This is a genomic window from Brevundimonas sp. MF30-B (assembly GCF_004683885.1).
GTDB lineage: Bacteria > Pseudomonadota > Alphaproteobacteria > Caulobacterales > Caulobacteraceae > Brevundimonas.
Map to the genome: position 1 here is coordinate 1315311 of NZ_CP038440.1, position 14317 is coordinate 1329627.

The window sequence follows — 14317 nt, forward strand, 5'->3', positions numbered from 1 at the left end:
CGTCAGCGTGTCGGCGAGGCGCCGCGCGGCGGCGCCTAATCTGGTGTGATGTCCTGCCTCGCGAGGCGGCCTGGCGCGACCGGGCCGCCTGCGCTGCCGGGCCTACTTGCGAACGTAAGCATCCAGGAATTTGAGATAGGCTTCCTGGGCGGTGATGCGGTTCTCGCGGCGCAGGAAACCGTGACCCTCGTCGGGGAAGAGGACGTATTCCACCGGCACGTTGTTGGCGCGCACGGCCGCGACCAACTCATCGCTTTCGACCTGCAGCACGCGGGGATCGTTGGCCCCCTGAACCACCAGCATGGGCCGGCGGATGTTCGAGGCGTGGAACAGGGGCGAGATGCGGCGATGGCGCTCGGCGTCGGTCGCCGGGTCGCCCATTTCGTCGTAGAGCGCGGCGCGCTGAGCGCCCCACCACGGCGGGATCGACTCCAGGGTGCGCACCCAGTTGGTCACGCCGAAGATGTTCACGCCTGCCTCGAACGCCTCGGGGTGGAAGGCCAAGGCGGCGGCGGTGATATAGCCGCCGTATGAGCCGCCCATGACGGCGACCTGATCATCGGCGACCCAGTCCTGCGCCCGCAGCCAGTTCCCGCCCTCGACGATGTCGCGCAGGTCTTCCTCGCCATGACGGCGGTCGTCCATGTGGAAGAAGGTCTTGCCGTAGCCTGACGATCCCCGATTGTTGGCGCCCAGCACCGCATAGCCGTGGTTCACCAGGTGCTGGACCATGGCGGAATAGCCGCGACGAGTCTGGCCTCCGGGGCCGCCATGCACCAGCACAATGGCCGGGGCGGGATTCTGAGCCGACGCGTTGCGCGGCTTGTAGAGCACAGCCGGGATTTCGACGCCGTCAAAGGAGCGGTAGCGGACGATGCTGGCCTCGACCAGATCGCTTTCAGCGATGGCGGGGTTCAGCGCGGTGGTCAGCCGGCGCGCCTGGCCCGTCGCCAGATCAGCAACGAAGACGTCGGCCGGCGAGGTGTCGGACGCCACGGTGAAGGCGATGCGGTCCTCGTCGGGGCTGAACCGGACGCCGCCGATGTCGCCGTCCGGCACTCCGGTCAGGGCGACAGATTGATCTGTGCGCGTATCCAGCAGCGTCAGCTTGGTCGAGGCGTCGGCGTTGACCGCCGAGACGCGGTAGCGGCCCGATGGCGAGAAGCTGACGAACATCACGTCCCAGTCCGCCTGAAGGTAGGGCGCCTTTTCAGCGGTGGCGAGGTCGTAACGCCAGGCTTGGTTGAACTCCCCGCTCTCGTTCGAGGCGTAGATCAGGGCCTTGCTGTCGGGCGTGAAGTCGTAGGCCGAGAAGGCGATGTCGCCTTGATGCTCCGTGACAAGTCTGGGCGCGCCGCCCGAGTTCAGGTCGGCCAGATAGATGTCCGAGTTGGCGCTCGTGATAGGCTTGTCCAGCGCCAGCCAGCGGCCGTCCCGCGAAAGGGCGGAGGGCTGAAAGCCGCCGTCGTTGCGAAACACGACGCGGCTTTCGTAGGTCTGGGCGTCCACGCCGATGACGTCGAAGGCCTGAGGGTCGCGCGCATTCGAAGTGAGGTAGATTGTGTCGCCGTTCGCGCTCCAACCGACGAAGCCTGCCTTGACGGCGTCGCCGGGGGTCAGGTCGCGGACGGACCCGTCGCGCTCGCGCACATAGACATGGCTGAGCTCGCTGCCGCCGCCGCCCGCATCGGCGGTGTAGAGCAGGCGGTCGTCGTTGGGGAAATAGCTGGCGGCGAAGTGGGCTACGCCGTCGGAACGGGTCAATGCGCGAGGCTGCGCGCCGTCCAGCGGCAGGGCGTAGGTGTTGAACACGCCCGTAGCGTCCGATGAGATCAGCACGGACTTACCGTCCGGCGAGAACGCATGGCCGGCGTCGCTGGCCATGGAATAGCTGGTGGTCTCGAAAAACTGGGCCGCGGAGTAGGTGCGCGGGGTCGTCTGCGTCGACTGCGTGTGCGCCGAATGGGCGTGGACGGGCTGGGCCGCCAGCGGCGCGGCCAGTGCGAGAACGGCGGCGGCCGCCAGGCGAGCGGAACGGTGACGCATCGAAAACCCCCTTGTCATGATCCTGACAGCTAGAGGGGGGATGGAACCACTTCGGATGCGATCTGTCCCGAAAAATGTCTCGGGCGCCCGTGTATCAGCCTACGCCGGCCCTTTGCAGAACGGGCACCACGATGTCCTCCTCGTCGTCGAGGTGGCGGGCAAGGGGCGTCTGGGCGGCGTCCAGCGTGTCGGCCAGGCGCAGGGCGGCGTCGGCGGCCGGACTGCCAGAGCGGACAGCCTGGTGCAGCGCATTACCGGTCGCGGCCAGCGCCTCGAGGTGGGCGTGGATGGCGTCATGGTCGCGATCCAGCAGGTCGAGCGCGGGCTGAAGGCGGGTGTCGAGGCGGCGGAACTGCGGGAAGTAGTGGCCCGTCTCGATCCGGTGATGGCCGTCGAGATGCTGGAGAAAGCCGGCGAGAACGGGCAGGGCGCGGTCATGGAAGCCGCGCGCATCGGCGCGGCCGGCCCGCAGGTCGGACGCAGCCGCCGCCATCATCGCGGTCTCGCGGCGGAAGCCGTCGTGCATCTGCAGCCAGAAGCGGGCGAGATCCGAGAGCTGGGCGTCCGTCGCCCGGGCGCGGGGCAGGGACTGACACAGCGCGGACAGTTCGGGCGGCAGACCCTGCCGCGCCGCCAGGGTCCAGGGGTCAGACAACGGCGGTGGTCGCGGCGATGAAGCCGCCGCCCAGCAGGCGATCGGGATCGGCGGGATCGTACAGGGCGCACGCCTGGCCGGGCGCCACGCCTTCCTCGCCCTGGTCGAAGACGACCCGCACGGCCTCGCCGTCCATCCCCAGACGAGCTGGGGAGGGCTGACGGGTCGAGCGGACGCGGGCCAGCACGGGCGCCGCGTCGCGGGCCGCGTCCTGGATGGTGGCGTGGTCGCCCAGCCAGTTCAGCTCTTCCAGCACCAGGGAGGCGGTCAGCAGGGCTTCGCGCGGGCCGACGACGACGCGACGGGTTTCGGGCTCGAGCCTGGTGACGAACAGGGGCTCGCCCACGGCGACGTTCAGACCCCGGCGCTGGCCGATGGTGTAGTCGGTGATGCCCGCGTGGGCGCCCAGGACGCGCCCGTCCATGTGCACGATCTCGCCGGCCTCGCGCCCCTGGGGCCGCAGGCGGTCGATCAGGGTGCGGTAGTCGCCGGACGGCACGAAACAGATGTCCTGGCTGTCGGGCTTGGCGGCGATGCGCAGGCCCAGCGAGGCGGCCACGCCGCGCACCTGGGGCTTCTCGAGATCGGCCAGGGGGAAGCGCAGATAGTCCAGCTGGTCGCGCGTGGTGGCGAACAGGAAGTAGGATTGGTCGCGCGAATGGTCGATCGCCTTGCGCATCTGGGCGCGGCCGTCCGGGCCGATCGCGCGGCGTACATAGTGGCCGGTCGCCATGGCTTCGGCGCCCAGGTCGCGTGCGACGTCCAGCAGGTCGCGGAACTTGACCGTCTGATTGCAGCGGATGCAGGGCACCGGCGTCTGGCCACGCAGATAGCTGTCGGCGAACTGGTCGATCACGGCGTCGCGGAAGCGGCTTTCGTAGTCGAGGACGTAGTGGGGAATGCCGAGTGTCTCGGCCGCCAGGCGCGCGTCGTGGATGTCCTGGCCCGCGCAGCAGGCGCCCTTCTTCTTGAGCGCCGCGCCGTGGTCGTAGAGCTGAAGCGTCACGCCGACGACGTCATAGCCCGCCTTGGCCAGCAGGGCGGCGACGACGGTGGAGTCCACCCCTCCCGACATGGCCGCCACCACGCGCGATCCGACCGGCAGGCCGACCGCCGCGCGCGCAGAGGCGATCGCCGCGTCCATGTCGTCCTGAGACGTCATGGGGGCGATGTCGGGGATCGGGCAAAGGTCCTCGGCCAGGGTCATGCGCCGCCATATAGTCGTGTCTGCGTACGATTTCGAGGTGCGCCCGAAAACGAAGAAGGCCGCCCCCTCTCGGGAGCGGCCTCAATCTGTCCGGGGCTCAAGCAGCCCGAAGGGCGATAGCCCCTTAAGACCTGTAGGTCTGGATGCGCGTCGTGCGCAGGCCCTGCATGCCCCATTTGTCGATCGCCTTCTGCCAGGCGAGGAATTCCTCGGCCGTCAGGCGATAGCGGGCCAGGGCGTCGTCCAGGCTGATCAGGCCGCCGCGCACGGCGGCCACGACCTCGGCCTTGCGGCGGATGACCCACCGGTCGGTGTTCGCCGGAGGCAGGTCGCCGAGCGTCAGGGGAGTCCCCGTCGGTCCAACCACGTACTGTTCGCCTTTGCTGTTAAGGCGTCGCTCTTGCAGCATGGGCTTAAGCCTCTCTCACCACCACTCTTGAGACAGAAGCTACGACCGGCCCTTCTAAAGGCCGTTTAAGCGTCGTGGTGAAGGAAAACTGAATCACTTCCGTCACGCACGACCCCCGGTTGATGTTGCTTGAGCGACGATTCATTCGATTCAACGGCTACTTACGGACTGGGCGATCAGCGTTTGATGCTGATCAGCTCGGCCAGCATTTCGTCCGCCGTCGTAATGATCTTGGACGAGGCCGAATAAGCGCGCTGGGTGGTGATCAGACCGGTGAACTCGGTCGACAGGTCGACGGTCGAGGCCTCGAGCTGATTGGCTCCGATCAGACCGGCGCCGCCCGTGCCTGCCGCCTTCAGGTTGAAGGTGCCGGACGCCTGGCTGACGCGGAAGGCGTTGCCGGTGGTCTCGATCAGATTGTCGGGGCTGGGGAAGGTGGCCAGGGCGACCTGCGCGATGCGGCGCATCACGCCGTTGTCGAAGATGGCGGTGACGAAGCCGCGCTCGTCGATCTTGACGTCGGTCAGATTGCCGAAGGCGGTGCCGTTGGTCAGCGTCGCCTGCACCACCGAGGCGCTGTCGTACTGGGTCAGGCCGCCGGCGGCCGCCGTCAGGTCGAAGTTCAGCGTCTGCTCGGCGATGCCCAGGCCCTCGGCCCATTTGAACTCGCCCGCCCCGGGTGCAGCGGAGTTCGAGCCCCCGAACGTCAGGACGGCGGCCGAGGGGTCGGTGAACAGGGCGTTGGCCATGGTCGCCATGGCGGCGGTGTCCAGCCGGCCGTCCTGAGTGAAGGCCACCATGCCCGTCTTGATCTGGCCATTGGCCAGGGCGCCGCCGCTTTCGACATCCGTTGCCGGGATGGCGCGGATTTCAGCGTACCACTGGTTCGGAATGTCGCTCTTCAGAAAGGAGATGGCCAGGTTTCTCTGGCCGCCCTTCGAGTCCGAAACAGGCACGGTCAGTTCGAAGTCCGGCTTGACGCCGGTTCCGGTCTCGGCGTTCCACATGGCCATCGAATTGGTCGCCGGGTCGTAGGCGCCGGTTCCCGGAGGCGTGGCTGCGGCGGCCGTCGCGGCGGCGGACAGCGGCTGACTGGAGCGCAGATTGGCGTTCAACTGCACCCGCGTGGTCGCTTCGGCCGTGCCGCCGACAGAACCGACGTTGATCGTGCGCAGACGCGACAGGTCGGAAGGATCGGTTGCGATGTCGCCGTTGGAGTCCACCGGCCATCCCTGAAGGTACAGACCGGCTGTGTTCTTGAGATAGCCCATGTTGTCGACGCGGAAGGCGCCGGCGCGAGTGAACAGGCGCGTGTCGGTGACGCCGACGTTCTCGGCCTTGTCGGTCACGACGAAGAAGCCGTTGCCCGAGATGCCCAGATCAGTGCTGGTCGAGCCGCGCTGCAACTGGCCGTTCTGGCTGGTGTAGTGGCGCGCGCTGGCCAGGACGCCGCCGGCGGAATAGCCGGTGCCGCTGGTTTGACTGTTGACCACCGTCTGGAATTCGGCGGCCGAGCGCTTGTAGCCGATGGTGTTCACGTTCGCGATGTTCTGCGAGATCGCGGCGAGGGCGGCGGAGTTGGCGGTCAGGCCGGAAACGCCGGCCATCATGGCGCTGTTGATGCTCATGGCGATAAGCTCCTTAGGACAGCAGTTTGAGGGGGTTGAGGGCCGAAGCGATCGAGCTCATCAGGCTTGGATCGTCTTCGGTGGGCGTGGTGGGGGTCGAGGCCTGGCGCGCCTCGTCCAGCGCGATCAGGCTGGACAGCGGCAGGATCGACTTGCCGATCGTGGCGTAGGGCTGGCCGTCGTAGAGTTCGACGCCGGTGATGCGGCCCCGGATCAGCACCTGGGCGTCGACAGCCTGGTCGGCGCCGGTCTTGGCCGTGACCTTCAGGGTGTAGACGCCGTCGGGCGCGTCGCCGCCGGCGGCTGTCTTTCCGTCCCAGGTGAAGTCGTGGACGCCTGTGGTTTTGGACGGCGCGTCGCCGGACCACACGACCTTGCCCGCGCTGTCGAGCACCTGAAGCGTCGCCGTGGCCGCGTTGCCGCCGAGCTCGTAGCTCCAGCTGGCCTGGCCGTTCTCCAGCTTGGTCGCGCCCCAGACGGCGGTGGCGTCCTTGCCGATGTAGTTGGCCGCGCCCGCCAGGCCGCTGCCCTGCTGGGCCGCCAGCAGCCCCTTGAGCAGGTCATTGGTCAGCAGCTGCTGTTCGACCCCGGCCATCTGCGTCAGCTGGGCGGTGAACTGATTGGAGTCCACCGGCGACAGCGGGTCCTGATTCTTCAGCTGGGCGGTCAGCAGCGTCAGGAAGGTCTCGAAGTTCGAGGCCATCATCTGTGAGCCGGCGTTGATCCGGTTCGTGGCGGTGTTGGTGGAGATGGAGTCGACCATGGGTCAGACCTTCAGATCGACGCCGCGCGGCGTCAGAGAAAGGGGCGTCCAGGCCGGGGCCTGGATCGGGTCATCCTCGGCGCCCAGTCGAGCGCGGGCTGAGAAGGCGGAGGCGCGCTCGCGGCGCTGATCGAACATCTGGCCCGAGCCGGCCTCGCGCTCCGAGAAGTCCAGTGCATCGTGGGCCAGCTGGAAGCCGGCGTCCTGAAGCTGGCGGCGCAGTTCGTCGGCGCGGCCGCGCAGGTCGGTGGCGGCCGCCGGGTTGTCGAACGCCAGGCGGGCGGCCAGACGGCCTTCGGAATCGATGTCCAGCTTCACATCGACGCGACCCAGATGCTCGGGCGTCAGCACCATGTCGAAGCGGGTCGAGCGGCCCTCAAGCCGGCGCACGATCTGGGCGGCGATCTGGGCGGTGGTCTCGACGGCCACGCGTGACATCTGCGACAGGCCGAGATCGCGGGCCTGGCTGGTGGCCGATGTCTCGGCTGTCGCCCCGGATGACGAGGCGGGCGGAGCGTCCGGCGCAAGCGGGGCAGGGGCAGGCGGCTTGGCCTCCGTGAGAGCCGTCTGCAGGATTGGCTTGGGGCTGGCGGAAGGTGCCGGGGGCGTCGCACTGTCGCCTGGTTTGGCTACAGAAGGCGTGTCGCCGGAAGCGACCTCTGTCGCTTGAGCGGAGCCCGAAGGGCCGCTTTGCGAAGGCGCGACGGCGGCTGAGAGGTTGCGGGCGTGCTGTGTCGCAGGCGCGCTTCCGTTCAAAGGCGGCGGCGCCTTTTCGCGGGAAAGGGCCTGAGTCGGAGCTTCGGCGCTGTCGCCATCCCCCTGAGCGTCATCAGGCGAGCCTGATGTCGGATCGACCGGGGCTGCGGGTGGGGCGGTCATGACGGCGAGGCGCGCAGGCGCGGCCGCTGGCGATGGTGGCGGGGTCCACACCGCCAGGCCGGCCAGGACGGTCGGCTCAGCCTTCGCCTCGGTCGCGGGGACAGGCGCGGCCGCAACGGCCTCAGGCGCTTCCAGATCGCCCGGCCAGGCCGGATCGGTCCCGGTCTCCGCATTTGCGATGTCTGCGGCTGCGAGAGAAGCGTCGGACGCGTCCAGATCGGTCAAGGGCGACGGAGGGGCGACCACTAGGTCAGATGCAGGAAACGGAGGCCGGACCTGCTGCGCCTGTGTGTCCAGGCCGAACGCGAGCCCCTGGCGGGAAGACGGGGCGCCCGTCACGCCAAGGCGAGCGCCGGCCTCCGGGGGCTGGTCAGGCTGCGCGTTCGCCTGACTCATCAGCGAGGAAAAGAGGCCGGACGCAGCCCCGTCCTCTTCGCCTTGAGGGGCGGAGACGCCGACGGGCGGCGCGAGGGCGGACAGGATGGCGGCGGCGGACATGCGGCAGGCGATCTTCGTGGTGGGCGCGGCGGCGCCTGCTGCGCCCAAGGGTTCGGCGTCCTCGTCGCAAGCGCCGGGCCAAGATCGACGGAGGGCCCAAGCTTATGATTTGTATGACTAACGTTCGAAGGCAGCGGCCGTGCGAGGTCGGCTCTGTGGTCAAACTTGCCGCGCTTCGACCGCTTTTTGCCCAGCCGGACGCGCCCCTCTCAGGCGGTCTGAAGGAGTGGTCCGGCTCTTGCGCGCCTGATCGCTCATGGAACGAGCGCGAATAGCGATGTCCTTTGAAAACAACACGCTGGCGCAGCCCTGGATCGGGCGCGCCGGGCAAAAAGCGCGCGTCGGGCGGCAAGGTCTGCCGGGCGCAGCGTTAACGGAGGCCCGCGCATGTCGCTGAACGCCATCCTGAACATCGCCACCTCGGGGATGCAGACGGCCCAGACCCAGCTGCGCGTGGTCTCGGACAACGTCTCCAACGTCAACACGCCCGGCTATGTCCGCAAAATCGCGGACCAGAACACCCTGACGACCATGGGCGTGGGCTCGGGCGTCGAGGTGGCGCGCATCCGTCTGGCCACCGACCGCTTCCTGCAGGCGGCGGCGATGAATGCGGGCGCCGAGGCCGGCCGCCAGGGTGTGCGCTATGAGCTCTATGACCGGATCCAGTCGCTGTTCGGCGACCCCGGCGGCGACAGCGGCTTCTTCTCGCAGATCGACAACCTGTTCTCGACCTTCGCCGCCGCAGCCGAGAACGCCGGTTCGCCTTCCCAGCGTCAGAGCGCCATATTCGCCACCCAGGCGGCGTTCGACGAGGCGCGCCGCATCGCCACCCAGATCCAGTCGGTGCGCGAGGACGCCGATGGCCGCATCCAGAGTGCGGTCGAGCGCGCAAACGGCCTGCTGGAGCAGATCGAGGCCCTGAACAAGGAGATCGCACGCGCGACGGTGTCTGGCGGCGACGCCACCGGCGCGGAGTCGGCGCAGGGCCGCCTGCTGACCGAGCTGTCGCAGATCATGGACATCCGCACCCAGGTCCGCTCGGTGGGCGGGGTCACGGTGCGCACGGCCGGCGGCGCCCTGCTGGCCGGCGACGGCCATGCGACGCTGGACTACAAGCGCGCCGGCGCGGTCAACACCGAGACGGCCTTCAACGAAATCTGGCTCAACGAGCCTGGCGGGCTGAAGCGCCAGCTGATGGACACGGTCACCTCGGGCGAGATCAAGGGCCTGCTGGAGCTGCGCGACGTCGATGCGCCTCAGGCGGCCGAGCGGCTGGGCGAGCTGATGACGCGCCTGGCCGACGAGCTGAACCGCGCGCACAACGCCAGCTCCGCCGTGCCCGCGCCCCAGACCCTGACCGGCCGCAATGTCGGCCAGAGTCTGGAAAGCGCCATCGCCGACTTCTCGGGCGAAACCACCATCGCCGTGGTCAACGCCCAAGGGGTGATCCAGGCCCGCGCCGACATCGTCTTCTCGGGCGGGACCATGACGGTGAACGGCGCGGCCGCGACGCCCGCTGATTTCCTGACTGTGCTGAACGGCCAACTGGGCGGAGCGGCGACCGCCAGTTTCGTCGGCGGCAAGCTGTCGATCACGGCGGCCGGATCGAACGGCGTGGCCGTCGCCGACGGCCAGCCGGCGTCCAACAAGGCCGGGCGCGGCTTCTCGCACTACTTTGGTCTGAACGATCTGGTCAGCACGGATCGACCCGCGCTGTACGACCTGGGTCTGACCACGGCCTCGCCGCACGGCTTCACGGCCGGCGAGACCCTTACCTTCCGCTTCACCGCCGAGACGGGGGCCAAGCTGCGCGACATCAGCGTTGCGATCCCGCCCGGAGGCACGGTCGGCGACCTTCTGAACGCGCTGAACAGTCCGGCCTCGGGCGTCGGCCAGATGGGAAGCTTCACCCTGGACCCGGCCACCGGCGGCGTGCGCTTCAACGCCTATGGCAGCCCCCCGCCGACCATGAGCGTGCTTGAGGACCGGACCACCCAGGTTCCGTCCGGCGTGTCGCTGACCGAGCTGTTCGGCATCGGCGGCGGGGTGCGCGCCTCGCGGGCCGACGGCTTCACGGTGCGCGGGGACATTTCGTCCAGCCCGGCCAAGCTGGCCCTGGCGCAACTGGATCTGAACGCTGCGGTCGGCGCATCGGCCTTGTCGGCCGGTGATGGACGAGGCGGCCGCGCCCTGGCCGACGCCGGAACGGTCAACGCCCTGTTCGGCGCGGCTGGCGGGTCATCGGGCGGGTCGATGTCGGTCAGCCGCTACGCCGCCGAACTGTCCGGCGACATCGGCGGCCGGGCTTCGGCGGCGAAGAGCCGCCGCGACAACGCCATTGCCCTGGCCGGCGAGGCCTCGGCCCGTCAGGTGGCCCAGGAGGGCGTGAATCTGGATGAAGAACTGGTGCTGATGACCACATATCAGCAGGCCTTCAACGCCTCGGCCCGCCTGATCCAGGCGGCCAAGGAAATGTATGATGTTCTGATCGGGATCGTTCGCTGATGCGTGTCTCCACCTACGGCTCATATCAGACCGCGCTGCTCGACCTCATGAGCGCCCAGGCGCGCGGCGAGGAAGCCAATCGCCGCGTGTCCACACAGAAGAACGCCACCGACCTGGTCGGCTTCGGCCGCCAATCCGAGACGTTGACGGCGCTGAAGTCGTCGCAGGCGCGCATCCAGGGATTCATGGACGTAGGCCAGGCCGTCTTGGCCCGGCTGGACGCCCAGGACCTGTTCATGGGGCGGCTGGCCGAGGGCGTTCAGGGGGCCCGGCAAGAGATCGCCAACGCCTTGGGCGCCGGGCGGGTCGAGACCCTGATGTCGGCGCTGGAGACACAATATCAATCAGCGCGCGAAGGCCTGAACGGCAAGCATCAGGGCCTTTATCTGTTCGCCGGCGGACGCGTGGATCAGGCCCCCTTACAGGCCGCCAATCTGACGGAGCTGGCGGCGGCAGCCACGCCTTTCGGCAACGATCAGATACGCCAGACCTCGCGCATTGATGAGAGCACCACCATTCAGACCGGCTTTCTGGCTAGCGACCTGGGCGGACGTGGCCTGAATGTCATGGCGCAGATTCAACGATATCAGCAGGGCCTGCCCGCCGTCATCGATGGCCAGACCTTCACGCCCGCCAGCGCCGACACGATCGCCGGCAAGCCCAGCGCCGAAGTCGAGGCCTTCCTGAAGGCGGCCATGGCCGAACTGGACCGCGCCTTCGCCGAAATCACCGATCAGACCGCCATCAACGGCGGGATGCAGAACCAGGTGGAGCGATCGATCGCCGCCCAGGACAATCAGCGCATCGCCCTGGAGGAGTTGGTGGGATCCAAGACCGACGCCGACATGGCCAAGGCGATCACCGACCTTCAGATGGCCCAGGTGGCGATCCAGGCCTCAGCTCAGGTCATCAGCCAGCTGCGACAGACCTCTCTGCTCGACTATCTGCGCTAAGCGGCTGAAAAGAATAAGGCTACGCTGGACGAGCCGGTCTCACTGGAACATAGTGAGAACAAATGGCCCAGATCGAACTCCGGCGAAAGCTCTCCATCCTCGCGGACGCCGCCAAATACGACGCATCCTGCGCCTCATCCGGCACCAGCAAGCGCAATTCGGTCGGCGGCAAGGGCGTCGGCTCGACCGAGGGCATGGGCATCTGCCACGCCTATACGCCGGACGGGCGGTGCGTCAGCCTGCTGAAGATACTGCTGACCAACTTCTGCATCTACGATTGCGCTTATTGCATCAATCGATCGTCTTCGAACGTCGAGCGGGCGCGCTTCTCGATCGACGAGGTCGTGGAGCTGACGCTCAACTTCTACAAGCGCAACTATATCGAGGGCCTGTTCCTTTCGTCAGGCATCATCCGCTCGGGCGACTACACGATGGAGCAGATGGTCGAGGTGGCGCGACGGCTGCGCGAGGATCACGACTTCCGCGGCTACATCCACTTGAAGCTGATCCCCGAGGCGGATCAGCGACTGATCGATCTGGCGGGACTGTACGCCGACCGTCTGTCGGCCAACATCGAACTGCCGCGCGACGAGGCGCTGGGCCGGCTGGCCCCCCAGAAGGATCCGGGCGTCATCCGCAAGGCCATGGGGCAGGTCCGGCTGGGCGTCGAGGCGGCCCGGCCGGCGAAGGCGGATCGCGCCAAGCCGCCCAAGTTCGCCCCGGCGGGTCAATCGACCCAGCTGATCGTCGGCGCGGACGGCGCTCCGGACACCGAGATTCTGGATCGCTCGTCGGCGCTTTACGGCGGCTATGGTCTGCGCCGGGTCTACTATTCCGCCTTCAGCCCGATACCGGATTCCAGCGCGGCGCTGCCGCTGTCCAAACCGCCGTTGATGCGCGAGCACCGGCTGTATCAGGCGGACTGGCTGATGCGCTTCTACGGCTTCTCAGCGCCCGAGATCGGAGCGGCGACGACGGACGGCATGCTGGATCTGGCGATTGATCCCAAGCTGGCCTGGGCGCTGAACGAGCGAGCCCAGTTTCCGGTCGATGTGAACCGCGCGCCGCGCGAGATGCTGTTGCGGGTGCCGGGTCTGGGGGTGAAGTCGGTCAACCGGATCGTGTCGGTGCGGCGCTGGCGCACCCTGCGGCTCGAGGACGTGGGCCGGCTGACGCGGTCCGTGGAGAAAATCCGGCCCTTCATCACGGCGCTGGACTGGACGCCCGGCGGCCTGACCGATGCGGTCGACCTGAAGCTGAAACTGACGCCTGCGGCCAAGCCGGTGCAGCTGAGCCTGTTCTGATGGCGACCGCCTGGCTGGACGGCGAGACGGATTTCGACAGCTGGCGCCAGGCCGCGCGCCGCTTTCGGCTGGAGGGCGTGACGCCGGCCGAGGCGCGGTTCGCCGTGCGGGGCGCAGCAGGGCAGGGGAGTCTGTTCGATACGCCGACCGCCCCGCCTGTCGAAGCGCCGCAAATGGGGGAGCTGCGCGTGCCTAAGGATTTCGTCGATCTCGCGCGCGAGGTGATCCTGCATCGCTCGCAGGATCGGTTCGACCTGCTCTATCGCCTGCTGTGGCGCCTGGGCGACGAGCCGGATCTGATGAAGGTCGCCTCCGACGTCGACGTTTGCGAGGCGCTGGAGCGCGCCAAAAACGTCAGCCGCGCCAGCCACAAGATGAAGGCCTTCGTGCGCTTTCGCCGGATGGAGGACGAGGCCGGCGAGGCCTGGGTCGCCTGGTTCGAACCGGCGCATCGCGTGGTCGAGAAGACCGCGCCCTTCTTTCAGCGGCGCTATACGAACCTTCGGTGGTCGATCCTGACGCCCGACGGCTGCGCCTTTTGGGACGGCGAGGCGCTGACCTATGGCCCGCCCGCGACGCGTGACATGGCGCCGGCCGAGGACGAGATCGAGGAGTTCTGGAAGACCTATTATGCCTCCACCTTCAATCCCGCCCGGCTGAAGATGAAGACGATGCAGGGCGAGATGGCCAAGCGCTATTGGAAGAACCTGCCCGAGGCCGCCCTCATCCCGGAACTGGCGGCGCTGTCGGCGGTTCGGACCGAGGCCATGGTGTCCGCCCCCGCTGCCGAACCCAACGCCCGCCTGGCGAAGGCGACCGCGCCGATCCACGAGCGCGGCCCCGCCGACGGCCTGGTCGCCTCAAGCCTCGCCGAGCTCGAAAAGGGCGTGCAGGGTTGCCGCCGCTGTCCGCTGTGGCGCGACGCGACCCAGGGCGTGTGCGGCGAAGGTCCGCGCCAGGCGGCGCTTATGGTGGTCGGCGAACAGCCGGGCGATCAGGAGGATCTGGCCGGCCGACCCTTCGTCGGACCGGCGGGCCAGGTGTTCAATGCGGCGTTGGAGGAGGCGGGCATCGACCGTGCCGACATCTATGTCACCAACGCCGTCAAACACTTCAAGCACGAGCCGCGCGGCAAGCGCCGGCTGCACAAGACGCCCAACGCGGGCGAGGTCACGGCCTGCCGCTGGTGGCTGGATCAGGAGCGCGGGCTGGTGAAGCCGCGCGTGGTCTTGGCGCTGGGCGCCACGGCTGGGCTGGGCGTGCTGGGCCGCAAGCCGGCGGTGACGAAGGAGCGGGGCGAACCGATCGCGCTGGAGGGCGGCGCGACGGCGCTTCTGACGGTCCACCCCTCGTATCTGCTGCGGCTGCCTGACGCCGAGGCCGAAGCGCGCGAGCGCGCCTTGTTCGTACGCGATCTAACGCGGGCCAAAGCCCTGCTTTGACGGGCGGATTTACGCCGCGATCGTGAAC

Annotated in this window: 11 protein-coding genes; 4 read left to right on the forward strand and 7 right to left on the reverse strand. The window is 68.2% G+C overall.

What is annotated here, in order from left to right:
• Positions 1-102 precede the first annotated feature (102 nt).
• The 7 genes from E4M01_RS06625 to E4M01_RS14495 form a co-directional block, all read right to left on the reverse strand.
• Positions 103-2046 carry a S9 family peptidase gene (locus tag E4M01_RS06625; protein WP_135061658.1) on the reverse strand — a complete coding sequence of 648 codons (1944 nt, stop codon included), beginning with the start codon at positions 2044-2046 and terminating at the stop codon, positions 103-105.
• A 94-nt stretch (positions 2047-2140) separates the two neighbouring features.
• Positions 2141-2701, reverse strand: coding sequence for a hemerythrin domain-containing protein (locus tag E4M01_RS06630; protein ID WP_135061656.1), 561 nt, complete (start codon positions 2699-2701; stop codon positions 2141-2143).
• The gene (gene mnmA / locus E4M01_RS06635; protein WP_135061654.1) at positions 2694-3908 is read right to left on the reverse strand and encodes a tRNA 2-thiouridine(34) synthase MnmA; all 1215 of its coding nucleotides are present in this window, start codon (positions 3906-3908) and stop codon (positions 2694-2696) included. Before mnmA ends, E4M01_RS06630 begins: the two co-directional genes overlap by 8 nt.
• Before the next feature lie 124 nt (positions 3909-4032).
• Entirely contained in the window at positions 4033-4317 is a 285-nt protein-coding gene (locus E4M01_RS06640; protein ID WP_135061652.1) for a DUF1153 domain-containing protein, read from the reverse strand.
• 176 nt (positions 4318-4493) lie between these two features.
• Positions 4494-5945, reverse strand: coding sequence for a flagellar hook protein FlgE (flgE, locus tag E4M01_RS06645; RefSeq protein ID WP_135061650.1), 1452 nt, complete (start codon positions 5943-5945; stop codon positions 4494-4496).
• A gap of 13 nt (positions 5946-5958) precedes the next feature.
• Complete coding sequence (locus E4M01_RS06650) at positions 5959-6708, reverse strand: flagellar hook assembly protein FlgD (protein ID WP_135061648.1); 750 nt, start codon at positions 6706-6708, stop codon at positions 5959-5961.
• Positions 6709-6711: 3 nt separating this feature from the next.
• The gene (locus tag E4M01_RS14495; protein ID WP_245158149.1) at positions 6712-8085 is read right to left on the reverse strand and encodes a flagellar hook-length control protein FliK; all 1374 of its coding nucleotides are present in this window, start codon (positions 8083-8085) and stop codon (positions 6712-6714) included.
• A gap of 387 nt (positions 8086-8472) precedes the next feature.
• Between E4M01_RS14495 and flgK the strand changes: the two genes are divergently transcribed.
• The 4 genes from flgK (at position 8473) to E4M01_RS06675 (ending at position 14289) form a co-directional block, all read left to right on the forward strand.
• Positions 8473-10590, forward strand: coding sequence for a flagellar hook-associated protein FlgK (gene flgK, locus E4M01_RS06660; protein ID WP_135061646.1), 2118 nt, complete (start codon positions 8473-8475; stop codon positions 10588-10590).
• Positions 10590-11543: a flagellin gene (locus E4M01_RS06665; protein ID WP_245158148.1), complete on the forward strand. Its 954-nt coding sequence runs from the start codon at positions 10590-10592 to the stop codon at positions 11541-11543. The genes flgK and E4M01_RS06665 overlap by 1 nt, the downstream gene beginning before the upstream one ends.
• Before the next feature lie 62 nt (positions 11544-11605).
• Complete coding sequence (locus E4M01_RS06670; protein ID WP_135061643.1) at positions 11606-12847, forward strand: putative DNA modification/repair radical SAM protein; 1242 nt, start codon at positions 11606-11608, stop codon at positions 12845-12847.
• Positions 12847-14289 (forward strand): UdgX family uracil-DNA binding protein, encoded by a 1443-nt coding sequence (locus E4M01_RS06675; RefSeq protein ID WP_135061641.1) that lies wholly within the window; start codon positions 12847-12849, stop codon positions 14287-14289. Before E4M01_RS06670 ends, E4M01_RS06675 begins: the two co-directional genes overlap by 1 nt.
• Positions 14290-14317: the final 28 nt, after the last annotated feature.

Bases quoted from the DNA above. Each gene is read 5' to 3' on its own strand.
- E4M01_RS06670 (WP_135061643.1), top strand. From the start codon at position 11,606: ATGGCCCAGATCGAACTCCGGCGAAAGCTCTCCATCCTCGCGGACGCC.
- E4M01_RS06650 (WP_135061648.1), bottom strand. From the start codon at position 6,708: ATGGTCGACTCCATCTCCACCAACACCGCCACGAACCGGATCAACGCC.
- E4M01_RS06675 (WP_135061641.1), top strand. From the start codon at position 12,847: ATGGCGACCGCCTGGCTGGACGGCGAGACGGATTTCGACAGCTGGCGC.
- E4M01_RS06640 (WP_135061652.1), bottom strand. From the start codon at position 4,317: ATGCTGCAAGAGCGACGCCTTAACAGCAAAGGCGAACAGTACGTGGTT.
- E4M01_RS14495 (WP_245158149.1), bottom strand. From the start codon at position 8,085: ATGTCCGCCGCCGCCATCCTGTCCGCCCTCGCGCCGCCCGTCGGCGTC.
- flgE (WP_135061650.1), bottom strand. From the start codon at position 5,945: ATGAGCATCAACAGCGCCATGATGGCCGGCGTTTCCGGCCTGACCGCC.
- mnmA (WP_135061654.1), bottom strand. From the start codon at position 3,908: ATGACCCTGGCCGAGGACCTTTGCCCGATCCCCGACATCGCCCCCATG.
- E4M01_RS06625 (WP_135061658.1), bottom strand. From the start codon at position 2,046: ATGCGTCACCGTTCCGCTCGCCTGGCGGCCGCCGCCGTTCTCGCACTG.
- flgK (WP_135061646.1), top strand. From the start codon at position 8,473: ATGTCGCTGAACGCCATCCTGAACATCGCCACCTCGGGGATGCAGACG.
- E4M01_RS06665 (WP_245158148.1), top strand. From the start codon at position 10,590: ATGCGTGTCTCCACCTACGGCTCATATCAGACCGCGCTGCTCGACCTC.